The sequence below is a fragment of the Streptomyces sp. NPDC045956 genome (assembly GCF_056430705.1).
Genome location: NZ_JBWKKZ010000002.1, coordinates 135,844 through 161,294, shown reverse-complemented (window position 1 = coordinate 161,294; position 25,451 = coordinate 135,844). Strand labels below are relative to the sequence as shown.

General features: G+C 73.8%; 14 protein-coding genes. 13 read left to right on the top strand and 1 reads right to left on the bottom strand.

Annotation, left to right across the window (positions count from 1 at the left end; genetic code table 11):
* Nucleotides 1-173: 173 nt before the first annotated feature.
* Complete coding sequence (locus tag AC07FV_RS06405) at nucleotides 174-713, top strand: hypothetical protein (protein WP_479085085.1); 540 nt, start codon at nucleotides 174-176, stop codon at nucleotides 711-713.
* A gap of 277 nt (nucleotides 714-990) precedes the next feature.
* On the opposite strand, the gene AC07FV_RS06400 is transcribed toward AC07FV_RS06405, so the two are convergent.
* The gene (locus AC07FV_RS06400; RefSeq protein WP_479085083.1) at nucleotides 991-1,998 is read right to left on the bottom strand and encodes a helix-turn-helix domain-containing protein; all 1,008 of its coding nucleotides are present in this window, start codon (nucleotides 1,996-1,998) and stop codon (nucleotides 991-993) included.
* 178 nt (nucleotides 1,999-2,176) lie between these two features.
* On the opposite strand from AC07FV_RS06400, the gene AC07FV_RS06395 reads away from it, so the two are divergent.
* From AC07FV_RS06395 to AC07FV_RS06340, 12 genes are all read left to right on the top strand, one after another.
* Entirely contained in the window at nucleotides 2,177-2,539 is a 363-nt protein-coding gene (locus tag AC07FV_RS06395; protein ID WP_479085082.1) for a hypothetical protein, read from the top strand.
* 131 nt (nucleotides 2,540-2,670) lie between these two features.
* Nucleotides 2,671-2,841: a hypothetical protein gene (locus AC07FV_RS06390; RefSeq protein WP_479085081.1), complete on the top strand. Its 171-nt coding sequence runs from the start codon at nucleotides 2,671-2,673 to the stop codon at nucleotides 2,839-2,841.
* A 134-nt stretch (nucleotides 2,842-2,975) separates the two neighbouring features.
* Nucleotides 2,976-3,422 (top strand): cobalamin B12-binding domain-containing protein, encoded by a 447-nt coding sequence (locus AC07FV_RS06385; protein WP_479085080.1) that lies wholly within the window; start codon nucleotides 2,976-2,978, stop codon nucleotides 3,420-3,422.
* Nucleotides 3,419-4,726: a methylaspartate mutase gene (locus tag AC07FV_RS06380; protein WP_479085078.1), complete on the top strand. Its 1,308-nt coding sequence runs from the start codon at nucleotides 3,419-3,421 to the stop codon at nucleotides 4,724-4,726. Before AC07FV_RS06385 ends, AC07FV_RS06380 begins: the two co-directional genes overlap by 4 nt.
* A 31-nt stretch (nucleotides 4,727-4,757) precedes the next feature.
* On the top strand, nucleotides 4,758-5,759 hold the full coding sequence (locus AC07FV_RS06375) for an asparagine synthetase A (RefSeq protein ID WP_479085076.1): 1,002 nt from the start codon (nucleotides 4,758-4,760) through the stop codon (nucleotides 5,757-5,759).
* The gene (locus AC07FV_RS06370; protein WP_479085075.1) at nucleotides 5,756-7,027 is read left to right on the top strand and encodes a glutamate synthase-related protein; all 1,272 of its coding nucleotides are present in this window, start codon (nucleotides 5,756-5,758) and stop codon (nucleotides 7,025-7,027) included. The genes AC07FV_RS06375 and AC07FV_RS06370 overlap by 4 nt, the downstream gene beginning before the upstream one ends.
* Nucleotides 7,027-8,262, top strand: a complete 1,236-nt coding sequence (locus AC07FV_RS06365; RefSeq protein ID WP_479085073.1) for an MFS transporter — start codon at nucleotides 7,027-7,029, stop codon at nucleotides 8,260-8,262. Before AC07FV_RS06370 ends, AC07FV_RS06365 begins: the two co-directional genes overlap by 1 nt.
* The gene (locus tag AC07FV_RS06360) at nucleotides 8,255-9,703 is read left to right on the top strand and encodes an amidase family protein (RefSeq protein WP_479085071.1); all 1,449 of its coding nucleotides are present in this window, start codon (nucleotides 8,255-8,257) and stop codon (nucleotides 9,701-9,703) included. The genes AC07FV_RS06365 and AC07FV_RS06360 overlap by 8 nt, the downstream gene beginning before the upstream one ends.
* Nucleotides 9,704-9,714: 11 nt before the next feature.
* Complete coding sequence (locus AC07FV_RS06355) at nucleotides 9,715-9,921, top strand: MbtH family protein (protein WP_479085069.1); 207 nt, start codon at nucleotides 9,715-9,717, stop codon at nucleotides 9,919-9,921.
* 48 nt (nucleotides 9,922-9,969) lie between these two features.
* Nucleotides 9,970-21,186, top strand: a complete 11,217-nt coding sequence (locus tag AC07FV_RS06350) for an amino acid adenylation domain-containing protein (protein ID WP_479085068.1) — start codon at nucleotides 9,970-9,972, stop codon at nucleotides 21,184-21,186.
* A complete protein-coding gene (locus AC07FV_RS06345; protein ID WP_479085066.1) occupies nucleotides 21,183-25,055 on the top strand; it encodes a non-ribosomal peptide synthetase in 3,873 nt (1,290 codons plus the stop codon). The genes AC07FV_RS06350 and AC07FV_RS06345 overlap by 4 nt, the downstream gene beginning before the upstream one ends.
* Nucleotides 25,052-25,402: a nuclear transport factor 2 family protein gene (locus AC07FV_RS06340; protein WP_479085064.1), complete on the top strand. Its 351-nt coding sequence runs from the start codon at nucleotides 25,052-25,054 to the stop codon at nucleotides 25,400-25,402. The genes AC07FV_RS06345 and AC07FV_RS06340 overlap by 4 nt, the downstream gene beginning before the upstream one ends.
* Nucleotides 25,403-25,451: the final 49 nt, after the last annotated feature.

The window sequence follows — 25,451 nt, the reverse complement described above, 5'->3', positions numbered from 1 at the left end:
ACGAGCCCCCTGAAATGACTATGTACCGCTTGTCCCGACAGGGGCAGCATGGCCGCACTGTTCCCGTGGCTCGTGCCCGGTCGACGACAGGTCACCTCGATCACCCACAGCGAGGGCAGCGCCCTCCCCAGCGCCACACGCGTCGCGTTTCCCAGCCAATGGAAGGCCGGTTCATGTCCCGTATTCGCAGACTGCTCTCGCTCTCCTCAGCCGTTCTCGCCGGCACTGTCCTTCTTCCCGCGGGGGCGGCGCAGGCCGCGCAGGACCAGGCCGCCGCCACCGTGGTCTGCACCGGAGCAGCCAAACAGACCTACGCACCCCCACTGGGCCCCCTGCCGCGTGCCACCGATGTCAGCGTGGACGAGGAACTGACCTGCATAGGTGGTCCCTTCCTCACCGGTACCTCGTCCGCTTCCTTCAACGAGCAGGCCAGTTGCCTGATCCCGCCGCTGACGGACACGGTGCTGCCGACCAGCGTCATCGTCTACCACTGGGCCAACGGCCAGACGAGCACCGTCGCCCTCACCGTGCCGACCGTCGTCCGGGTGGCCAACCAGACCATCGTGACCGGGGCGGGCACCGTGACCTCCGGGTACGCGCAAGGTTCCGCGGTCGTACGCGAGGTGACGACCGTCGACCTGGACGTCCTCGGCTGCCTCACGTCGAGCCTCGACGAGCGGACCGGCACGGAGGTCTTCACCATTCTCCTCTGACGGAGCGGGCTTCCTCCTCGACTCGGCAGCGCTCGTCGGCAGCCGCCGTCGTTCACGGTGGCGGCGTGCGCTGCCGAGCGAGGTCGTCTTCTCCCGTTCTCTCCTCCCGAACTCCCATGGCCGGTCTGCGGTGTCGGTCGCGCGACGACGAGACCGCGGTCACCTTCCACACCGCACTCGCCGTCCGATGGGCGACCACGTCCTGCGGGGTGCCGTTCTCCAGGGCTCGCCGGGCCGGCCCGCGGCCGATCGGTCGAGCAGCCCGTCCCCGGCCCCGCTACTCCTCGCCGCTGAGCCAGCCCTTGGCGACGGCGCGGGCGCCGGCCTGGAAGCGGCTGCGGGCGCCCAGCTCGTCCATCAGTTCGGCCGCGATACGGCGGGCGGTGCGGGCGGAGACGCCGAGGTGCTTGGCGACCGTCTCGTCGGTGAGGCCCTGGCTCAGCATGCGCAGCACCTCGGCCTCCTGGCGGGTCGGTCCGCAGGCGTCGCGGCCCCGGGCCCGGTCCGGGGAGCGTCCGAGAGGGGTGGCCTCCTCCCAGAAGCAGTCGAAGAGGGCGCACATGGCGGTGACCGGTCCGTCGGCCGCCAGCAGCAGGGCGCCTGCCTTGCTGTCCGCACCGTCCACGGGAACGATGGCCACGTCGCGGTCCATGATCATGAGGCGGAGCGGGAGCGCGGGCACGGTCCTGATCTCGCCCCCCAGCTCACCCAGCCACGTGGCGTACTCGACGGTCTCCGGGCTGTTGCGCACACTGTCCAGGTACACCGTCCGCATGCGGACACCGCGGCGCAGCAACTCCTCGTCCTGGGATCTGGCCGCCTCCATGCTGGCCGCGCTCTGCGCCCCACCGGGGACGAGCGTCATCACCTCGTCCCGGACCTCCCGGACGAGGATGTGGATGCGGTCGCGGATCTCGTCGATGTCGTCCAGTTGCTCCACGTCCGGCAGTCCCTGCCGGGGGCGGATCGCGGCGAAGTCCGCGGCGAGGTGGGCCGCGGCGCGCCGGAGCTGTTCTACCCGCTGCTGCTCCGCGGCCAGTTGCTCCTGCTGGTGCGCGATCACGGCCTGGACGCCCAACTGGGGGTCGACGGCGCGGTAGACGTCGGGTTCGCCCTGGCGCGGACGGACCAGCGCCAGCTCGCTCAACCTGTCGAGGCTCGTCCGGAGCCCGTCCTCATCGAGCCGCAGAGTCTGCCGTAACTCCTCTATTCCCGCCTGCGGTTGCTCCAACAGCGCCTTGTAGACAGCGGCGCACGTCTCGTCCAACCCCAGTACGTCCAGCACGTCGCCCCCCGCAGAGTCGGCTGTCGGTCCGCGTTCGCCACCCGTGACACACGAGTGCGATTAACCCCGGGGCACGGGCAGAAACCGGGGGCGACGACGATGGCCGGTTTGGGCTCTGACAGGGACCGTCCGCCGACACGCCTTGTCGGCTCACCGGCGTGTTCCGCAAGCTCGGAAGATGCGGCTTGTTCATGTGCAGTTCCGGTTGGCGGTCGAGCTCCCCGCGTCCGAGCGGATCAGCCGGATGCTCCTGCCCCACGTGATCCGCCACGAGCGCGTCGAGCACATCAGCGTCCATCCAGGCTCAGACCGGCGTCTGACCGTGGGCTTCTTCGTCAACGCCGCCACGCCGGAAGAGGCGGAGGCCGTCGCGCTCGCCGTCGTGACGCGTGCCAGAGCCGCCGAGGACGGATTCCGGTTCGCGGAGGTGACCGGCTGTTCCGTGGCGCCGCTCCCCGACCCGCGCGACGTGTCGCACGCGGACCGCGACGACTCTGGACGGTCTATGCGAGGACCGGATCCGGACACCGGTCCCCCCTAGCGGCGAACAGCGGTCCCCCGCAAGGCTGATGGCACCGGCAGGGAGGCCGCGTCCGCACCGGACGACACACGGCGGCTCCGGCGCCGGTCAGCGAAACACCTGGTACGACCTCGACCAAGGGAGAGTTCGCCATGCCCGTCCGCGCGCACGTCGCCACGCTCGCCGCGGCCCTGTTCCTCGCCGTCGTTCCCGCGTTCACCGCGGCGTCGGCCGCCGTCGCCCGCGACGACGGCGGAGCCCGGCACGTCGCGGCGGAGGCACCGGCCCCGGTCGAGGGGCGGGACACGACGGGCTGGGACTGAGGAAGCCCCGGGCACGTGCGAATCGCCGCCGGCAGTACGGCGGCCGCCCCGCCCTCGCGCGACTCCGTCCCGTCGGCCCCCGGCGGGCCGCGGGCCGAACCCCCACCGACCTTGCGACAGAGATGAGCACTGCCTTGACTCCACGACAGCCGAACGGTTCACGGGGACTTCGAGTCCTGGTCTCCGGCCTCGCCTCGGACGCGCACACCTGGAACCTCGTCTACCTGCAAGTCCAGTTGGAGGCGTGGGGACACGAGGTGGTGAACCTGGGCGCCTGCGTGCCCGACGAGTTGATGGTCGAGGAGTGCCTGCGGCTCGCCCCGGACCTCGTCGTGATCAGCAGTGTCAACGGACACGGCTTCCACGAGGGCGCACGGGTCATCGCCGCGCTGCGCGCCCATGACGGCCTGTCGAGAGTGCCGGTGGTCATCGGCGGCAAGCTGGGCGTCCACGGTCCGGACGAGCACGGCCGCGCCGAGGCGCTGGCCGAGGCGGGCTTCGACGGTGTCTTCGAGGACGGCGCCGGAATGGCGTCGTTCCGGTCCTTCCTGGCCCGGCTGGGCGCGGGCGTGCCGTCATGACGGTGGCGGCGCACGATGTGGCCGAGTCGTTCGGGGAGTTCGTGGCCCGTTCCGCGACCGCGGGCCGACTCGTCGTGCAGCCGCGCATGGGCTTCGGCGATCCCGGGGACATGCGGGCCGGCCTGCGCGCGGTGCGGCAAGCCGGCGTGTGCGCGGCCGGGACCATCACCCTGGACAGCTTCACGCGGGTCGGGGACCACGCCTCCGTACGCGCCGCCATGGCGGCGGGGGACGACCTGAACGGCTACCCGATCGTGGCCCACCCGCCCGAGGTGACCCGGAACATCCTGACGGGACTGCACGACGAGTCCTTCCCGGTGCAGGTGCGGCACGGTTCCGCACAGCCCCAGGACATCATCGCCGCGATCGGCGCGTGCGGGCTGCACGCCACCGAGGGCGGCCCGCTCTCCTACTGCCTGCCGTACAGCCGCGTGCCGGTCGCGGAGGCGGTCCGTTCGTGGCGCGAGTCCTGCCGGATGCTCTCCGCACTCCAGGAGTCCGGCCCGCGCCCGCACCTGGAGTCCTTCGGTGGCTGCATGATGGGCCAACTCTGCCCCCCGAGCCTGCTGGTGGCCATCAGCGTGCTGGAAGGCATGTTCTTCCGGCGGCACGGCCTGCAGAGCGTGTCGCTGAGCTACGCGCAGCAGACGCACCCGGAGCAGGACGCCGAGGCCATGGGCGCGCTGCGGCTGCTGGCCGCCGAATTCCTGCCGGACATCGACTGGCACGTCGTCCTCTACACGTACATGGGCGTCTTCCCCCGCACGCCCGGCGGGGCGACCGAGCTTCTCGCGGAGGCCGCCCGCCTGGCCGTACGCTCCGGAGCCGAGCGGCTGATCGTGAAGACCGTGGCCGAGGCCCACCGGATCCCCACCGTCGGGGAGAACGTGGCCGCCCTGCGCGTCGCGAGCGCGGCGGCGGCGGCCGGCGAACGGCCCGCGGCCAGGCCCGCACCGCCGGACAGCGGTGTGCTGGACGAGGCCAGGGCCCTGATCGACGGTGTCCTGAACCTGCACGACGACCTGGACGTCGCCCTGGTCCGCGCCGTGGAACGCGGCTGCCTCGACGTCCCCTACTGCTTGCACCCCGACAACGCCGGGCGGACCCGTGCCCGCGTCGACGCCGACGGCAGGCTGCGCTGGTCCCGGACCGGAAGGCTGCCGCTGGGCGGCCTGGTGGACGCCGGCGGCCAGGACGAGACCGACCCCCGTCAGCTGCTGCGCTCGCTGTCCTACGTGGAGCGGACCTTCGACGACGCCGCCCTGGAACGAGCCGTTCGCGCCGATGCCCCGGCGCTCGGCTGACCTGCACCGACCCCGAGGAGAGACAACCAGCATGGAGACCGCACTCGAAGCCCCCACGCCGCCCACCGACCCGCGCGCCCACCTGGCGTCGCCGGTCACCCGAGCCGCACTGCGCATCCAGCACGTGATGCTCGACGGGGTTCGGCAGCGGCTGTCCGAGCAGGGCTTCACCGAGTTGCTGCCACCGGTGATCGGACCGGTGACCGATCCCGGCGCCCGCGGCGCCAAGCAGGTCGACGTCGACTACTACGGCCACCGGTACAAGCTGATGACCAGCGCGATCCTGTACAAGCAGGCGTCGCTGACGGCCTTCGACAAGATCTTCTGCGTGGCCCCCAACGTGCGCCTCGAGCCCTTGGAGACCAGCTCGACCAGTCGGCACCTCGCCGAGTTCCACCAGATCGACGTGGAGATCGCCGGGGCGTCCCGGGAGGACGCGATGGCGGTAGCCGAAGGAGTCGTCGAGCACGCCGTACGCCGTGTGGTCGAGCGCGCTCCGCACGAGCTCGACGTGCTCGGTCGCAACCCCGACGCCTTCGCCGCCCTGCTGTCCGGCACCGGCTTCGAGCGCCGGACGCACGCCTCGGCCGTGCGGGACCTGCACGCCATGGGACATCCGCAGAACGCGGACGCGGAGATCGACTGGACCGGTGAGGCACTGCTGTCCGCCAAGGCGGACCTGCCGTTCTTCCTCACGGACTACCCCAAGGGCTCCCGCGGCTTCTACGACAAGGAGGACCCCGACCACCCCGGTCGCCTGCGCAACTTCGACCTGCTGGCCGCCGAGGGGTACGGCGAGCTGTGCAGCGGTGGTGAGCGCGAGCACGACTACGGCACGATCATCGCCAGGATGCGCGAGACGGGCGAGAATCCCGCCAAGTACGCCTGGTACCTCAGGATGGTGCGCGAGGGCATCCCCGCGAGCGCCGGTTTCGGTATCGGCGTCGAACGGTTGACCCGCTACGTGTCCGGCACCCACTCGGTGTGGCAGGCGAGCGCCTTCCCGAAGGTCCCCGGGACGGTGACCCCGTGACCGCCCTGCGCGCCGACGGCTTCCCGGAGAAGGCGGTGCGCGAGCGCGCCCGTGCGGGTGCGGCGTCCGCCTTCCCCGCGCTGGACGACTACGGCCGGGCCGTGTTCGGCGGTGGACAGGCGGCCGGTGGCGACGAGTTGGACGGCATCCGGCTGGTGCCCCCGGTCTTCATGCCCCAGCGGCTGGAGGAACTGATCGAGCTGGCCCGCGAGCCGCTCCACCACGACGTGGACCTGGGCACGACGGTCGGCGGGTTCGCGTCCCCGCTGCCGCTGTACCTGTCGGCGTTCGGGTCGACCCAGGTCGCCGGGAGCGGAATGGGCCAGGCGGCCGGCCGGCAGGCGGGGGAACTGGGCATCCCCATGGTGATCGGCGAGAACGTCACCCCCGTCAACGGCTCCGGACGGCTCACCGGTCGTGCGGAGACCAGCCTCCTCGGCCGGATGCGGGCCTACGCGGACGCGGTGCCCGACGGCGTCGGCGGTGTCGTGGTGCAGCAGAGCACGGAGGACGCCGACGCCGAGGTCTGGAACCTCGTCTACAGCGACCCCTCGGCCGGCCCTCTCCTCGACAGCGGCCGGCTCGCTCTGGAACTCAAGGTGGGCCAGGGCGCGAAGCCCGGCCTGGGCGGGCTGACGGTCGTCGACGACGCGGCCGCGGCCGGTCTCGCCGAGCAGTTCACACTGGAGCGGATCTTCGACGGGACGACCGGCCGGCAGCTGCGCTGCGCCAGTCCGGGCACGTTCACCGAGGAGGTGCTGCGCCAGCAGATCCGGCTGATGCGCAACAACTACCCCCGGGCGCGGGTGTGGGTGAAGCTCCCGCCCGGCCGCGATGTGGGCGACGCCGCCCGGGTGGCGTGGGCGGCGGGCGCCGACGCGGTCACCGTGGACGGCGCCGAGGCCGGGACCGGTTGGGCCCCCGGGGCCTTCCTCGACCACGTCGGGCTCCCGCTCGCCGAGTGCCTGCGCCGCGTCGGACCTCCGCCGGGCTGCCTGCTGGTGTCCGGCAGGATGTGGGAGGGGACCCGCGCGGTGAAGTGCCTCGCGCTGGGCGCGCACGCGGTGGGTCTGGGCCGCGCGGCCCTGCTCGCCGTGGACGAGGACCCGCGGGCCGGCCTGCGGCGCCTGGTCACGTGCATGGCGCTGGAGATGCGGCTGCTCGTCAGCGCGCTGGGCAAGTACCGCGTGCGGGCCCTGTCCGCCGAGGACCTGTGGGCGCCCTCCGGGCTGCCGCAGCCGGCCGCGGAGCCTCTGGGAGTTCAGTGATGGACGCGTCCGCCGAGGTGGCGAGCACGGAACGGCCGGGCCCGCTGTCGCCCCGCTATCTGTCGTTCGTCGGCGCCACCGGCCTCTCCAGCATCGGGGACGCGGCCTGGACCATCGCGCTGGCGTCGACGGTCGTCGGCACGGCCGGGCCCGCCACCGCCGGCGCGGTGCTCGCCCTGGCCGGCGTCCCCCGGGTCATGGCGCTCCTCGGTGCGGGCGCGGTCGCCGACCGGCACGGCCCGGCCCGGGTGATGGTGTGGTCGGACCTGGCCCGCGCGGTGCTGATGACCGTCGCGGCGGTCACCGTGGCGGTCACCGGCGCGTCGCTGCCGGTCCTGGCCGTCACCGCTGCGGTGCTGGGGCTGCTGGGCGCGTTCTTCCTGCCCGCGAGCGGCGCTCTGCGGCCCCTGCTGCTGCCCGCGGACGACCTCGTGCGGGGCAACGCGCTGTACCTGATCGGGCTGCGCACGGGCCAGGCGGCCGGCGGTCCCGTCGGCGCGTGGCTGCTCGGCCTCGGCGGGATGGTGGCCGTGGCCGCGGTCAACGCGGTGAGTTTCCTGGTGTCGGCGGCCGGCGTGGCGGTGTGCCGCCCGAAGAAGTCGGTGGAACCCGCTCCGCAGAGCTCCTCGCGGCTGGTCACCCGGGTCGCCGAGGGCTGGCGGTACGCGGTCCGGCACCGGGACCTGCGGCTGCTGCTGGTCGTGGTGGGGCTGGTGGAGCTGGCGGGGGCCGGACCGGTCAACGTCGGGCTCGTCCTGCTCTCCGAGCACATCGGGGGCGGCGCCGCCGGGGCGGGCGTGCTCCTGTCCGCCTTCACCGTCGGCGCCGCCGCCACCTTCCTCACCAGCCTCGTCCTGCCGGTGCGCCGCCGCGCCGCGGCGGTCCTGGTGGGCTGCCTGGCCGGCCAGGCCCTGACCCTGTCGCTGCTGGGCCAGGTCTCCTCCGTGGTCCCGGCGGCCGCCTGCTACGGGCTGATGGGAATGATCACCGCGCTGGCGAGCCTGGTGCTGACGTCGTTGATCCAGCGCCGTGCGGCCACGGAGATGCGGGGCCGGGTCATGTCGATCATGTCGCTCCTGTCCTTCACCGCTCCACCGCTCGGGAACCTGGCGATGGGAGTGGCCGTCGACGCGCTCGGCTTCGCGGTGACGCTGGCCCTGCACGGCGCCGTCGCCGCCGCGTCCATAGCGGTGTTCCTGTCGTCGCGCACCCTGCGGGAGAGCCGCCTTGACTGACCACACCACCCCCTGGCCCCCGATCGACCGGCTGCGTGCGCAGCTGCGCCGCCGCCGCGGAGGAGCGGTCGAGCTGCTGGACCGGAGCCTCGCCAGGATCGCCTCGGTCGACCCGTCGGTCAACGCGGTGTTCGCGGCCGACCCCACGGCCCGGGCCGGTGCCGAGGACAGCGACCGACGGTACGCGGCGGGTACCGAGCGCCCGCTCGAAGGCGTACCAGTCCTGATCAAGGACAACATCGACACGGCCGGGCTCGCGACCGCGGCCGGCTCACCGCTCCTCGCCGGGGCCCCGCCCCGGTCCGACGCCGCCGTGGTCGCGCTGCTGCGGGCCGCCGGCGCGGTGGTGGTGGGCAAGAGCAACCTGTCGGAGTGGGGCGACTTCCGGAGCACCCGCGGCATCGAGGGCTGGTCGGGTGCCGGAGGGCAGACGCGGAACCCGCACGCGCTCGACCACAGCCCGGCCGGCTCGTCGTCGGGGTCGGCCGCCGCGGTGGCCGCCTCGATGACGCCCGTCGCGATCGGGACGGAGACCGACGGCTCCGTCGTCTGCCCCGCCTCGGTCACCGGCGTCGTCGGCGTCAAACCGGCCCTCGGCGTCCTCCCGTCGAGCGGGATCGTCCCCGTCTCGCCGGCCCTGGACACGCCGGGCGTCCTCGCGGGGACCACCGCTGACGCCGCGGCGGTGCTCACTGCGCTGACCGGCGGGCGCGGCACCGCCGTCCCGCCCCTCGGCGGGCTTCGGCTGGCGGCCTGGCCGGGACGGCGCATGGCCCCGGCCGCGCTCGACGCCCTGGACCGGGCCGCCACCGCGCTCACGGCCGCGGGGGCCGTCGTGATCCCCGTCGAACTGCCGCTGGACGACCAGATGCTGAACGCGGCCCTGGACGCCCTCGTCGCCGAGTTCCGGCCGGCCCTGGAGACGTACCTCGCCGGGCGGCGGGGGGCGCCCGCCACCCTGGCCGAGCTGATCGAGGCCAACGAGGCGTGGCCCGCGCCGTTCGGCCAGGACCTGTTCGTCCGCGCCCTGGAGGTCGGTGACCGCCGGCGGGGCGAGGCGTGCGGACAACGCGCCCGGACCCGTCGGTGGGCGCGGGGAGTACTCCGGGACGCCCTGACCCGGACCTCGGCGTCCGCCGTCATCGCTCCGACCAGCGACCCGGCGTGGCCGCTGGACCACGCCGCCGGGGACCGGGGCGCCCGCAACACCTCCACCCTGCCCGCGCTGGCGGGCCTGCCGAACGTCACCGTCCCGACCGGGCTGTACGGCGGGCTGCCCGTCGGCCTCTCCGTGTTCGGGCCGGACAGCACGTGCGACGCGATGGCGGTGGCCGCCGCCGTCGAGGCGGTCTGCGGGCCGCGGCCGCTCCCCCGCCTCCGCGACGGCCCCGCCTGCCGCGCACCGGCCGCCCCTTCCACCCACCTGCCCCCCACCTCTTGAGGAGCCCCACGATGACCAACCCCTTCGACGCCACCGACACGGAGTTCCTCGTCCTGGTCAACGACGAGCGCCAGCACTCGCTGTGGCCCGTCGCGATCGACGTGCCCTCCGGCTGGACCGTCGCGCACGGCCCGGCCGACCGGGCGGCGTGCCTGGAGTACGTCGAGACCCACTGGACGGACCTGAGGCCCGCGAGCCTCGCCGCGCTGCGCGACTGACCGCTCACAGAAGACGACCGACGACCAGACGGCAAGGAGTGAGGTGCGGTGACCAGGTCTCAGCAGGCCGTGAGGACGGACATCCCGCGTGACGTCGATCCCGCCACGGGGACCGTGCACGAACTGTTCGCGCGCCAGGCCGGACGAGCCCCCGATCGGACAGCGCTGGTCTGCGGCACCGACCGGATCGCGTACGGGGACCTGGACCGGCGCGCCGACCGGCTCGCCCACCGTCTCATCGCCGAGGGCGCACGCCCCGGCGACGTGGTGGGCGTCCACCTGCCCCGCGGTGTCGATCTCGTCGTCGGCGTCCTCGCCGTGCTGAAGACCGGCGCCGCCTACACCATGCTCGACCCGCGGTTCCCGTCCCACCGGCTGGCGTCGGTGTGCGGGGACGCCGGGGTGGAGGTCGTCCTCACCGCCCCCGGCGGGCCGTTCGACGACGGGCCGTGGACGACGGTCGATCCCGCCGGAGCGCCGGCCGCCTCCTGCCCGTCGACGCCACCACGCGTGGGCGTGTCGGGGGAGGACAGCGCGTGCGTGATGTTCACCTCCGGCTCCACCGGCCGGCCCAAGGGCGTCGTCACACCGCACCGGGCACTGACGGCGACGCTGACCGGCCAGACGTACGCCGACTTCGGCGCCGACGAGGTCTGGTTGCAGTGCTCCCCCGTCTCCTGGGACGCGTTCGCCCTGGAACTCTTCGCGCCGCTCCTGCACGGAGCCCGCTGTGTCCTTCAGTCCGGGGACACCACCGACCCCGCGGAGATCACGCGGCTGGTCCTGCGCCACGACGTGACCACCGTGCACGTGTCGGCGAGCCTGCTCAACCATCTCGTGGACGAGCGCCCGCAGACCTTCGACCGCGTCACCCACGTGCTGACCGGCGGGGAGGCGGCCTCGCCCCGCCATGTCAGGGCGCTGCTGGAGCGCCGCCCCGGCCTGCGGCTGACCAACGGGTACTCCCCCGTCGAGAGCACGATCTTCACCCTCACCCACCGGATCCGCCCCACCGACGCCACGATCCCGGTCGGCCGTGCGGTCGGCGGCAAGTCCGTCCATCTGCTCGGTCCCGACCTCCGCCCCGTCCCGGACGGCGAGGCGGGCGAGATCTACATGTCCGGCCAAGGGCTGGCGCACGGCTACGTCGGACAGACGGGTCTGACCGCCGAACGGTTCGTGGCCGCGCACGACGGCAGCCGGATGTACCGCACCGGAGACCTGGGCCGGGCGCGCGACGGAGTGCTGGAGTTCCTCGGCCGGGCGGACGACCAGGTCAAGATCCGGGGCTTCCGCGTGGAGCCGGCCGAGGTCCAGACGGCCCTGACGACGCACCCGCTCGTGCGCCAGGCGGCGGTCACGGCATGGGAGGCCGCGCCGGGCGACCGGCGGCTGGTGGCCTACGTCGTGGCCGAGGGGCGCCTGGAGCCGGCCGAGGTCCGCTCGTACGCGGCCGGAGTGCTGCCCGAACACCTGGTGCCGTCCCAGGTGGTGAGGCTGGACGCCCTTCCGCTGACGGCCAACGGGAAGCTCGACCGCGCCGCGCTGCCCGATCCGGTGGTGGCGACGGGCGCGGGCGGCCTGGCGGAGACCGAGGCCGAGGAGACCCTGTGCGCGCTGTTCGCCCGGGTCCTCGGCGTCGCGTCCGTCGGCGTGGAGGACGACTTCCTGGCCCTGGGCGGCCATTCGCTGCACGTGGCGACCTTGATGAGCAAGGTGCGCGGAGCCCTCGGGGTGGACCTGCGGATCGCCGACGTCTTCGCCGCCCGGACCCCGCGCGCCCTGGCCCGCCTCGTCGAGGGCGCCGCCGCGGCCGGCCCCGCTCTGGTGGCGGGTGACCGTCCGGACCCGGCGCCGATGTCCTTCGCGCAGGCGCGGCTGTGGTTCCTCGACCAGGTGGAGGGCGGAACCGCCTACACCATCCCGCTGCTGGTCCGCCTTCGCGGTCGGCTCGACCAAGAGGCCCTGCGGGCCGCGACGAACGACGTGGTGGCGCGCCACGAGGTGTTGCGCACCGTGTTCCCGGTCGTCGGCGACGTCGCCGTACAGCAGGTCCTCGACGGTGCCGACGTGCCGTGGACGGTCGCCGACGTGGCGGCGGCGGACCTCGACGCGACGGTGCGCGAGCTGGCGTCGGCGCCGATCCGGCTGACGGAGGAGATCCCGCTGCGGGCGCATCTGCTGCGCGTCGCGGCCGACGACCACGCCCTGCTGATCGCGCTCCACCACATCGCCGCCGACGGCTGGTCCACGGCTCCGCTGCTGCGCGACCTGGCGACCGCCTACCACGCGCGGGCCGAGGGTCGCGCCCCCGGCCTGCCGGATCTGGCGGTGCAGTACGCGGACTACGCGCTCTGGTCCCACCGGGCGCTGGGGTCACCGGACGATCCGGGGAGTGTGCTGGCCGCCCAGGCCGCGCACTGGCGGTCCGCTCTGCGGGGGCTGCCCGCGGAGTCGACCGTGCCGGCCGACCGCCCGCGGCCCGCGGTGCGCGACACGCGCGGTGGCACCGTGCCGTTCGCGGTGGACGGCGAGACCCACGACCGGCTGCGGTCCCTGGCCCGGGACACCGGTAGCACCGTGTTCATGGTGCTGCACGCGGCTCTCGCGGCGCTGCTGACCCGGCTCGGCGGGGGCACCGACATCGCCCTCGGCACCCCGGTCGCGGGGCGCACCGACGAAGCCCTCGACGACCTCGTCGGCTTCTTCGTCAACACCCTCGTCCTGCGCACGGACACCAGCGGCGACCCCACCTTCCGCGAACTGCTGGCCCGGGTGCGCGACGCCGACCTCGTCGCCTACGACCACCAGGACCTCCCCTTCGACCGGCTCGTCCAGGAGGTCGACCCGCCGCGGTCGCTCTCCCGCCACCCGCTGTTCCAGATCATGCTCGTGCTGCAGAACACCCCGTCGGCCACGGCGGAGTTCGCCGGGCTGCGCGCCGAGCACCGCGTGGTCCCCCTCGACGCGGCGAAGTTCGATCTCACCTTCGACCTGACCGAGACCGCCGGCGAAGGGATCGCGGGCACCGTCACGTACGCGACCGACCTCTTCGACCGCACCACCGCCGAACGGGTCGCGGACCTGCTGGCACGAGCCTTGTCCGCGTTCGCCGCCCGCCCGGACGTCAGCCTCTCCCGGGCCGACCTGATCGCCCCCGAGCAGCGGACGTCGATCCTGGGCGCCTGGAGCGGCGGCGACGGCGACGGGGCGGGCTCCTGCCTGCACGAGGTCGTCGCGGCGCAGGCCCGTCGCACTCCGCACGCGACCGCGCTGCTCACGCCGGACGCGGACATGACCTACGCCGCGCTGGACGCGCAGGCCAACCGTCTGGCCCATCACCTCGTCGCCCGCGGTGTACGACCGGGTCAGGTCGTCGGCGTGCTGCTCGAACGGGATCTCTCCCTGGTGGTCGCGGTCCTGGCCGTGCTCAGGACGGGTGCCGCGTACACCATGCTGGACCCCCGCCTGCCCCGGGCGCGACTGACCGGTCTGTGCGCCGGCGGGCGCGTCCAGCATGTCGTCTCCGCCGGAAGCGAGTTCTTCCCCGACAGCGTGCGCGTGGACGACCCGGCCGTGTCGCACCGCCCCGACACCGCGCCCCCGGTGTCCGTCGTCCCCGAGGACGTCGCCTGCGTGATGTTCACGTCGGGTTCGACGGGCGAGCCCAAGGGCGTCGTCACCTCCCACAGGGCCCTGACCACGACCCTGACGGGGCAGACCTTCACCGACTTCGGCCCCGAACAGGTGTGGCTCCAGTGCTCACCGGTCGCCTGGGACGCCTTCGCCCTGGAACTCTTCGGCCCGCTGCTGCACGGGGCGACGTGCGTCCTGCACCCCGGTCACACCACCGACCCCACCGTCATCGCCCGACTCCTCACCCAACACCCCGTCACCACCGCACACTTCTCCGCCAGCCTCCTCAACCACCTCATCGACGAACACCCCCACGCCCTCACCCACCTCACCCACATCCTCACCGGCGGCGAACCCGCCTCCCCCACCCACACCCGCCAACTCCTCACCCGACAACCCCAACTCCACCTACTCAACGGCTACTCACCCGTCGAAAACACCATCTTCACCCTCACCCACCCCATCACCCCCACCGACACCCACCGCCCCACCATCCCCGTCGGACGCCCCCTCCACAACAAAACCGTCTACATCCTCGACCCCCACCTCAACCCCGTCCCCATCGGCGTCCCCGGCGAGATCCACATGGCAGGCCCCGGCCTCGCCCACGGCTACCTCCACCGACCCGCCCTCACCGCCGAACGCTTCATCGCCGACCCCCACCGACCCGGCACCCGCATGTACCGCACCGGCGACCTCGGCCGCTGGAACCCCGACGGCACCATCGAATACCTCGGCCGCACCGACGAACAGACCAAAATACGCGGCTTCCGCATCGAACCCGCCGAAACCCGCACCACCCTCCAACAACACCCCCACATCCGCCACAGCGCCGTCATCGTCCGCGAAGACCAACCCGGCGACAAGACCCTCGTCGCCTACGTCGTTCCCCATGACCGGATCGACCTGCCGGAACTGCGCCGTCACGCGGCGGACCACCTCCCCGAGCATCTGCGGCCCAGCGCCTACGTGGTGCTCGACTCGCTCCCGCTGACGGCCACGGGGAAGCTCGACCGCGCGGCACTGCCGGCCCCCGAACAGGGCGAGGCGGGCGGCGGCCGGGCGCGTACCGCGCGGGAGGAGATCCTGTGCGGCCTGTTCGCCGAGGTGCTCGGGCTCACGGCCGTGAGCCGGGAGGACGACTTCTTCGACCTGGGCGGGCACTCCCTGCTCGCGGCCAAGCTCGCGAACCGCATCAGGGCCGTGCTCCGCTGCGAGCTCGGCATCCGCGAGCTGTTCGCCCACCGGACGCCCGCGGCCCTGGACGCGGTTCTCGGCTCGGCCGCCGGGGCACGGCCCGCGCTGGTGGCCGCGCAGCGCCCGGAACGGCTGCCGCTGTCGCCCGCGCAGACCCGGCTGTGGCTCCTCGACCAGGCCGAGGGGGGCTCCCGCACGTACAACGTGCAGTACGCCGTCGAGGTCGCGGGCCCGGTGGACCGCGCGGCCCTGCGGGCCGCGGTCGTCGACACGGCGCTCCGGCACGAGGCCCTGCGCACGGTGTACCCGTCGGCGGACGGCATCCCCTACCAGCACGTCCTGTCCGAGCCGGAGCTGGCGGGCGTCTTCGAGGCCGCCGACGTCCCGCCCGGTGACGTCTCCCGCGCCGTCGCGGCGGAGTCCGGGCACGTCTTCGACCTGTCCGGCGAACCGCTGCTGCGGGTGCGGCTGCTGAGCACCGGCGAGCAGCGGCACGTGCTGCTGGTGACGGTCCATCACATCGCCGCCGACGGCTGGTCGCTGCGCCCCCTCTTCGACGACGTGGCCGCCGCCTACGCGGCCCGCCTCGCCGCGCAGGCCCCGCGGTGGCACCCGCTGCCGGTGCAGTACGCCGACTACACCCTGTGGCAGCGTGACCTGCTGGGCGGGACGGACCGCCGGGACTCGGTGGCATCCCGGCAGCTCGACTACTGGCGGACACAGCTGGCCGACGCGCCGGCATGCCTCGACCTGCCGGCCGACCGGCCGCGTCCGGCCCGTCCGAGCCATCGCGGCGAGTCGCTTCCGGTGCGGGTCGGCGGCGACGTCCGGTCGGCGGTCTCGGAGGTGGCCCGGGCCCACCGGGTCACTCCCTTCATGGTCGTGCAGGCCGCCTTCGCGGCGCTGCTGACCCGGCTCGGCGCGGGCACCGACATCCCCCTCGGCACCCCGGTGGCGGGCCGCACCGACGAAGCCCTCGACGACCTGGTCGGCTTCTTCGTCAACACCCTCGTCCTGCGCACGGACACCAGCGGCGACCCCACCTTCGCCGACCTCCTGGCCCGCGTACGCGACACCGACCTCGCCGCCTACGACCACCAGGACCTCCCCTTCGACCGCCTCGTCCAGGAGCTCAACCCGGCCCGGGGAACCGATCGCCACCCGCTGTTCCAGGTCATGGTCGTCGTGCAGAACACCTCGGAGGCGGCGGCGGAACTCCAGGGCACCCGCTGCACCGCGGTCCCCGTCCCGAACCCGGTGGCCAAGTTCGACCTGACCCTGTCCCTGCGCGACGGGGACGAAGGGGATGCCGGGGGCGGCGCCCTGACCGGCTACCTCGAGTACGCCACCGACCTCTTCGACCGCGGGAGCGCGGAGCGGATCGTGCGGCGGTTCGACCGCCTGCTGGCCGCCCTGGTGCGGCGGCCGGAACTGCCGATCGGCGCCCACGACGTCATGGACGCGAGCGAGCGGCAGGCGGTGTCCGTGGACTGGACGGGCACCCCTCGCGACCGGCTCTGCCCGCCCGTGCACGACGTCGTCGCCCACCGCGCCGCCGGCGCCCCGGACTCGACGGCACTGGTCTGCGGTCCGCACCGGGTGACGTACGGGCAGCTGGTGGACCGCGCCCGCCGGCTGGCCCATCACCTCGTGGCACGCGGGGTGCGGCCCGGAGACGTGGTGGGCGTGCTGCTCGACCGGAACGAGGAGTTGGCAGTCGCCGTGCTCGGCGTGCTGACCGCGGGCGCCGGGTACACCGTGCTGGACCCCCGGTTCCCCGCGGTGCGGCTCGGCGAGGACCTCGAGCGGACCGGCGCGCCGGTCGTGATCACCTCCCGTGATCTCGCCGGGCTGGTGCCGTCCACCCCGCCGGTCCTGGTGGACGCCGAAGCCGCCGCGATCGCGGCCCGGCCGCGGCACGCCCCTGAGGTGAGCGTGTCGCCCGAGGACGTCGCGTGCGTGATGTTCACGTCGGGCTCGACCGGGACACCGAAGGGCGTCGTCACCCCGCACCGGGCGCTGACCGGCACCCTTCTCGACCAGCCCTTCGCGGACACCGGCGCGCACGCGGTCTGGCTCCAGTGCTCCCCGGTCTCCTGGGACGCCTTCGCGCTGGAGCTGTTCGGTCCGCTGCTGCACGGCGCCACGTGCGTGCTGCAACCCGGACACCTCACCGACCCCGCCGCCGTCGCCCGGTCGCTGACCGAGCACGGCGTCACGACGGCGCACTTCTCGGCGAGCCTGCTCAACCACCTCGTCGACGAACACCCCGACGCGCTCGCCCCCCTCACGCACCTGCTGACCGGTGGCGAGGCGGCCTCCGTGCCGCACGTGCGGGCCCTCCTGCGGCGCCACCCCGGCATCCGCCTCGTCAACGGCTACTCACCGGTGGAGAACACGGTCTTCACCCTCACCCACGCCATCACGGCGAAGGACGCGCCCGTCCCGGTCGGCAAGCCGACAGCCGGCAAGCGGACGTGGATCCTCGGTCCCGATCTGCGCCCGGTCCCGGTGGGCGTGCCGGGCGAGATCCACATGGGCGGACCCGGTCTGGCCCACGGCTACGTCGGGCAGCCGGCGCTCACGGCACAGCGGTTCGTGGCGGCGCCCGGCGGCGAACGCATGTACCGCACCGGCGACCTGGGCCGCTGGCGTGCCGACGGCTCCGTCGAGTACCTCGGGCGGTCCGACGACCAGGTCAAGGTGCGCGGCTTCCGCGTCGAACCGTCGGCCGTCCAGGCCCTCGTCACCACTCATCCCCGGGTGCGGCGCTGTGCCGTCGTCGCCCGGGACGACCGGCTGGTGGCCTACCTCGTGCCCGACGGCGAACTCGACCTCGCGGACCTGCGCGCGTTCGTCGCCGAGCGGCAGCCCGAGCATCTGCGACCGAACGGCTACGTGCTCCTGGACGAGATCCCCCTCACCCCGAACGGGAAGCTCGACCGTGCCGCCCTGCCGGCTCCCGGGAGTTCGGACGGCGCGTCCGGCCGCGCTCCCCGCACGTCGCGCGAGCAGATCCTGTGCGGTGTGTTCGCCGAGGTACTCGGCGCCGACACGATCAGCCCGGACGACGACTTCTTCGCATGCGGCGGGCATTCCCTGCTGGCGGCGAAGCTCGCCAACCGGGTGCGGACGACCCTGGACGCCGAGGTGGGACTGCGGGACGTCTTCGCCTGCCCCACACCGGCCGCGCTGGCCACCGTGCTCGACACCGCAGGCAGGGCCAGGCCCGCACTGACCGCCGCGTCCCGCACGGAGCCCGTCCTGTCGGCCGCGCAGTTCCGGTTGTGGTTCCTCGACCGGCTGCACGGCGCGAGCGCCGCCTACAACGTCAGCCACACCTTGGAGCTGGAGGGGCCCCTGGACCTGGAGGCCCTGCGGGCGGCCCTGGCGGACGTGGTCGCCCGGCACGAGGCGCTGCGGACCACCTACCCCTCGGTCGACGGTGTGCCGGTCCCGCAGGTCCGACGGCCGGAGACCGTACGGCTGGACGTGCCGTGCCGCGCGGTGGCGGAGACGGAGGTCGCCGAAGCGGTGGCCGAGGACGCCCGCCACGCGTTCGACCTGGCCGGGGAACTCCCCCTGCGCACGACGGTGCTGCGGGTCGGGCCGCGATCCCACGTCCTGGTTCTCGTGGTGCACCACATCGCCGCCGACGGCTGGTCCATGCGGCCCCTCCTCCACGACCTGGCCGACGCCTACGCGGCGCGCCGCGAGGGCACCGCGCCGACATGGGCCCCCCTGCCGGTCCGGTACACGGACTACAGCGACTGGCAGCGGCGGCTGCTCGGCGACCCGGACGACGCGGATTCCCTGACGGCGCGACAACTGCGGTACTGGGAGGAGGCGTTGTCCGGGTCACCGCAGGAGACCCCCCTGCCCGCCGACCGAGCCCGTACCGGTCGGGCCGGCGGGCGCGGCGACACCGTCGGCATCGCCCTCGACGCACGGCTGCACGGCGAGCTGGCCGAGCTGGCGCGGGCGCACGGCGTCACCCTGTTCATGGTGCTGCACGCGGCGCTCGCGGCGCTGCTGACCCGGCTCGGCGCGGGCACCGACATCCCCCTCGGCACCCCGGTGGCGGGCCGCACCGACGAAGCCCTCGACGACCTGGTCGGCTTCTTCGTCAACACCCTCGTCCTGCGCACGGACACCAGCGGCGACCCCACCTTCGCCGACCTCCTGGCCCGCGTACGCGACACCGACCTCGCCGCCTACGACCACCAGGACCTCCCCTTCGACCGCTTGGTGGAGCACCTCAATCCCCCGCGCGTCGAGCACCGGCACCCGTTGTTCCAGATCATGCTGGCGGTGCAGAACAACGCCGCCGCGACCCCGCGGCTGCCCGGGCTGCGCACGACGGTCACCCCCGTGGGGACGGGCACCGCCAAGTTCGACCTGGTGGTGAGCCTGGACGAGAAGCACGACGAGCGGGGCCGGCCGGCGGGCGTCGACGGGCGGGTCGAGTTCGCCACGGACCTGTTCGACCGCGCGACGGTCGAGGCGCTCGCGCACCGTCTGACCGGGGTGCTGGGGCAGGTGTGCGCGGCGCCGGAGACGACCGTCCACGCACTCGACGTGCTGACGGCGGAGGAGCGCGAGCTGCTGCTCGGGAAGTGGGCCGGCGATCGTCCGGCCGGCGTCGACCGGTGCGTGCACGAGGTCGTCGCCGACCACGCGGCCACCCGACCCGACGCCACCGCGCTGGTCCTCGGGACGCATCGGCACAGCTACGGGGAACTGGATCGCGGGGCCAACCGGCTCGCCCGGTCGCTGGCGGCCCGCGGTGTGGGGCCGGGTCGGATCGCGGCGATCCTGCTCGGTCGGGGTGTGCGTCTCGTCGAGAGCGTCCTGGCCGTCCTGAAGACCGGTGCGAGCTACTCGCTGCTCGATCCGGGGTTCCCGGGCGGCCGGATCGCCGCCCTGCTCGACGCGACCGACGCGGCGGTGGTGATCACCGACGCCGAGGGTGCGGAACGCCTCGGCCCGGGCCGGACCGTGGTCGACGTCGACGTCGACACGGAGGGGTCCGGGCTGCCGGACTCGCCGCCGGATGTCGCGGTCACGCCGGACGATCCGGCGTGTGTGATGTTCACGTCGGGTTCGACGGGCGAGCCCAAGGGCGTCGTCACCCCCCACAAGGCCCTCACCAGGACCCTGACGGGGCAGACCTTCACCGACTTCGGCCCCGAACAGGTGTGGCTCCAGTGCTCACCGGTGCCGTGGGACGGGTTCGCGCTCGAGTTGTTCGGTCCGCTGCTGCACGGGGCGACGTGCGTCCTGCACCCCGGTCACACCACCGACCCCACCGTCATCGCCCGACTCCTCACCCAACACCCAGTCACCACCGCACACTTCTCCGCCAGCCTCCTCAACCACCTCATCGACGAACACCCCCACGCCCTCACCCACCTCACCCACATCCTCACCGGCGGCGAACCCGCCTCCCCCACCCACACCCGCCAACTCCTCACCCGACAACCCCAACTCCACCTACTCAACGGCTACTCACCCGTCGAGAACACCATCTTCACCCTCACCCACCCCATCACCCCCACCGACACCCACCGCCCCACTATCCCCGTCGGACGCCCCCTCCACAACAAAACCGTCTACATCCTCGACCCCCACCTCAACCCCGTCCCCATCGGCGTCCCCGGCGAGATCCACATGGCAGGCCCCGGCCTCGCCCACGGCTACCTCCACCGACCCGCCCTCACCGCCGAACGCTTCATCGCCGACCCCCACCGACCCGGCACCCGCATGTACCGCACCGGCGACCTCGGCCGCTGGAACCCCGACGGCACCATCGAATACCTCGGCCGCACCGACGAACAAACCAAAATACGCGGCTTCCGCATCGAACCCGCCGAAACCCGCACCACCCTCCAACAACACCCCCACATCCGCCACAGCGCCGTCATCGTCCGCGAAGACCGACCCGGCAACAAGACCCTCGTCGCCTACGTCGTGCCGGAGCCCGACCGCGGTCTGGACGAGGCGTCCCTGCGTGCGTACGCGGCACGCGACCTGCCCGAACACCTGCGGCCCAGCGCCTACGTCCTCCTCGACCGGCTCCCCCTCAACCCCAACGGCAAGCTCGACCGGGCGGCGCTCCCCGCGCCGGACCTCGGCAACCGCTCGACCGGACGTGCGCCCCGGACCCGGGAGGAGCGGGCGCTCTGCGCGCTGTACGGCGAGCTGCTGGGGCTCGATGAGGTGGGTCCCGAGGAGGACTTCTTCGACCTCGGCGGGCACTCCCTGCTGGTCGCGCGGCTGATCAGCCGGGTGCGGTCGACGCTGGGAGCGGATGTGTCCCTCAGGACCGTCTTCCGGGCCCGGACCCCGGCAGCCCTGGCCGGCCGCCTCGACCGGACCGCTCCCGCGCGCCCCGCCCTGCGCAGGCGGACCAGGACAGAGGAGACCCAGTGACTGCTTCCGTCCACACCGCCCCGCTCTCCTTCCACCAGCGCCGGCTGTGGTTCCTCGCCCGGGCCGAGCCCGGCCCCGCCTACAACATCCCGGTCGTCCTGCGGCTGCGCGGCCACCTGGACGTCGCCGCGCTGCGGGCCGCGCTGGCCGACGTGGTCCGTCGGCACGAGGTCCTGCGCACCGCATACCCCGAAGCCGACGGCGAGCCGCGCCAGCGCATCCTCCCGCCGGGTGAGGCGCCGTTGACGGTGTCCGCCTCCGCGGGCACGGCGGAGGCCCTGGACGCGGCGGCGCGCCACGTGTTCGACCTCACGGCGGGCCCTCCGGTCCGCGCCACCGTGTGGACGGAGCCGGGAAGCGACGAGCACGTCCTGCTCGTGCTCGTCCACCACATCGCCTGCGACGGCTGGTCCCTCGCGCCCCTGACCCGCGACCTCGCCGCGGCGTACCGCGCCCGCGTCGCCGGTGGGGCGCCGTCGTTCCCCGAACTGCCGGTGCAGTACGCGGACTTCGCGGAATGGCAGCGCGACGTCCTCGGCAGCGCCGACGACCCGGACAGCCTCCTCGCGCGGCAGCTCGGCTACTGGCACTCGGCGTTGGCCGACCTGCCGGAGGAGGCCGGATTCCCCGCGGACCGGCCCCCGCCGTTCCACCCCGGGGCCGAGGGTGGCAGTGTCCCGGTCCGGCTCGGTCCCGCCGCGCACCAGCGGCTGCTGGACCTGGCGGCACGGTCGGGGACGACCTTGTTCATGGCGGTCCACGCCGCGGTCGCGGCGCTGCTGACGAGGATGGGCGGCGGCACCGATCTTCCCCTGGGCACGGTGGTCGCCGGGCGGTCCGACGAAGCGCTGGACGACCTCGTCGGCTTCTTCGTCAACACCCTCGTCCTGCGCACGGACACCAGCGGCGACCCCACCTTCGCGGAGCTCCTGGAGCGGGTCCGCGCCGCCGACCTCGACGCGTTCGCCCACCAGGAGGTGCCGTTCGAGCAGGTCGTGGAGAGGGTGAGGCCGGCCCGGGTGCCCGGTCGGCACCCGCTGTTCCAGGTGATGCTGGTGCTGACCACCGAGGTGGGCGAGGCGCCGGCCTGGCCCGGCCTCAGCGTGGAACCACTGCACCAGGGCTCCGGGACGTCGAAGTTCGACACCACCGTCGGGGTGCGCGAGTCCCGGTCCCCCGACGGCGCGCCACTCGGCCTGGACATCTCGTGGGAGTACGCCACGAGCCGGTACGACCGCCGTACCGCCCAATCGCTGGCACGCCGGCTCGAACGGCTGCTCCGCCACGTCGGCGCGGACCCGTCCGTACGGCTCAGCGCCCTGCCGCTGCTCGACGACGCGGAGCGCGAGGCGCTCACCGCTCCGGCCGAGGCCCCCGGCATGCGCACCGGCTGCCTGCACGAACTGTTCGCCGAGCAGTGCGCCCGGACGCCGACGGCGACGGCACTGGTGTCCGCGTCCGGTCGCACCACGTACGCCGAGCTGGCCGATCACGCCCGGGGCGTCGCCGCACGGCTGGGCACCGGACCCGGCGACGTCGTGGGCGTGCATCTCGACCGCGGGCCGGACCTGGTGGCCGCGCTGCTCGGCGTCCTGCGGACCGGCGCGTGCTACACCCTGCTGGACACGTCCTTCCCCGCCGAGCGGCTGCGCGCGGTGCTCGACCGTGCGGGCGTCCGGACCGTGGTGGGCTCGGCGGCCTCGTCCCGCGCCCTCGGCCGCGACTGCGTCGACATCACCGGCGTGGCCCGCGCGCCCGGTGCGGCGCCCGAGGCCCGGGTGTCACCCGAGGATCCGGCCGTGGTCATGTTCACCTCCGGTTCGACGGGGGTGCCCAAGGGGGTGATGGCCTCCCACCGGGCCGTCGCCGCCACCCTCACCGGGCAGGACTACGCCCCGTTCGGGCCCGGCGAGGTGTGGCTGCAGGCCGCACCGGTCTCCTGGGACGCCTTCGCCACCCAACTGCTCGGGCCCCTGCTGCACGGCGGCACGTCCGTGCTGTACCCCGGCTCCGACATCGACCCGGCGGTCGTCGCGGAGCTGGTCGTGGAGCACGGGGTGACCGTCTTCGACGCGTCCGCGAGCCTGTTCAACCACGTGCTCGACGAGCATCGGAAGGTCTTCGAGACCGTCCGCCACGCCATGACCGGCGGCGAACCGGCGTCACCGCACCACCTCGGCGTGGTGCTGAAGCAGTTCCCGGGGGTGAGGGTGGTCAACGGGTACGGCCCCGCCGAGAGCACCGGGTTCAGCACCACGCACACCGTGACCGGCGCGGACGGCGCCCAGGTGCCCGTCGGCCGGCCCGTCCGCGGCAAGCACGCCTACGTCCTCGACGACCGGCTCGGTCTGGTGCCCCCGGGCGGCATCGGTGAGCTGTACCTCGGCGGGGCCGGTCTGGCCCTGGGCTACCTCGGCGCCGCCGCCGCGACCGCCGAGCGCTTCGTCGCCGACCCGTACGGGAGGCCGGGCGCCCGGATGTACCGCACCGGCGACGTGGCACGACTGCGGCAGGACGGTGCCCTGGAATACGTGGGCCGAACCGACGACCAGGTCAAGATCCGCGGCTTCCGCGTCGAACCGGCCGAGATCGAGGCGGCGCTGACCGGCCATCCGGCCGTGGCCCGGACGGCGGTCGCCGTGCGCGAGGACCGGCCGGGCGACCGGCGGATCGTCGCGTACGTCGTACCGGCCGCGGACTCGGCGCCCGACGCGGCGGCTCTGCGCGACCACGCGCGGACGCTGCTTCCGCGGCACCTGGTCCCGGCCGCCGTCGTCGTCCTGGACGCCCTGCCGTGCACGGCCAACGGCAAACTGGACCGGCGCGCGCTGCCCGCGCCGCGGTACGACACGGGGCGCGGCGAGGCGCCCGCCACCCCGACCGAGGAAGTCCTGTGCGAGCTGTTCGCCGACGTCCTGGGGCTGCCGGACCCCGTCGGTGCCGACAGCGAGTTCTTCGATCTCGGGGGGCATTCGCTGCTCGCCACCCGACTGCTGTCCGGCATCGAGGCGCGGCTGGGCGTCCGCCCCGGCATCCGTACCTTGTTCGAGTCGCCCTCCCCGGCCGCCCTGGCGTCCCGGCTGGACGCCCCGCACCCGGACGGTGACGGCCCCTTCCCGTCCCGCGGCGGCGACGGACTCGCGGTCCTGCTGCCGCTGAGGCCGGCGGGTTCGCGTCCACCGCTGTTCTGCGTCCATCCTGCCGCAGGCATCAGCTGGGTCTACTCGGGCCTGCTGCGGCACCTTCCTGACCGGCCCGTCCACGGCCTCCAGGCTCGCGGTCTCCTGGAACCGGACGCCGCACCCTCCTCGTTGGACGCCATGGTCGCCGACTACGTCGAGCAGGTGCGCGGCGTTCAGCCCACCGGGCCGTACCACCTGCTGGGGTGGTCGTTCGGCGCGGGAGTCGCCCATGCGATGGCGGTCGCGCTGCGGGCCGCGGGCGAGGAAGTCGCGCTGCTCGCCCTGCTGGACGGGTACCCCCCCGAGCCGACCGGTGAGACCTTCACCGCGTCCGACCCCCGTGTGGGCGAGGCGTTGCGGGAGTCGCTGGGCTACCCGGGCCTGGACGCCGAGACGTTCCGGAAGCGGGTGGGAGCCCCGGCGACCCTCGCCGACGTCTTCGCCGCCAACCTCTCGCTCAGTCGCACCGGTGCACCCGGGCACTTCGACGGGCGCGCCGTCTTCTTCCACGCCACCGCCGGGGCCACCGGCGGCGGACCCGCCCCCGACGCGTGGTCGCCCCATGTGTCCGGCCTCGAACTGCACACGGTCGACTGCCGGCACGGCGAGATGACCCGGCCCGGCCCGATGGCGCACATCGCGGCCGTGCTCACCACCCACCTCCGAGACCAGGGAGAACACCGATGACCACGACCCCCATCCCCCGGTTCTACCAGCTCGTCGACGCCGGTGACGTCGCCGGGCTCGTGGCGATGTTCGCACCGGACGCCACGTACCACCGGCCCGGATACCCTCCGCTGCTCGGCAGGCCGGGGATCGAGCACTTCTACACCCACGAGCGCGTGATCAGCGAGGGTCGCCACGCCCTCGACTCCGTGGTGGTGACCGGTCACGAGGTCGCCGTGCGGGGCTCGTTCTCGGGCAGGCTGCGCGACGGCAGCCCGGCCGCGCACCGGTTCGCGGAGTTCTTCACGCTCGACGCCGACCACCGGATCGAACACCGGGAGACCTTCTTCTCCGCCCCCCTCGTCTGACCCCGTCCGTCCGTTCGTCCGTTCGTCCGTCCGACCACAGGAGACCAGC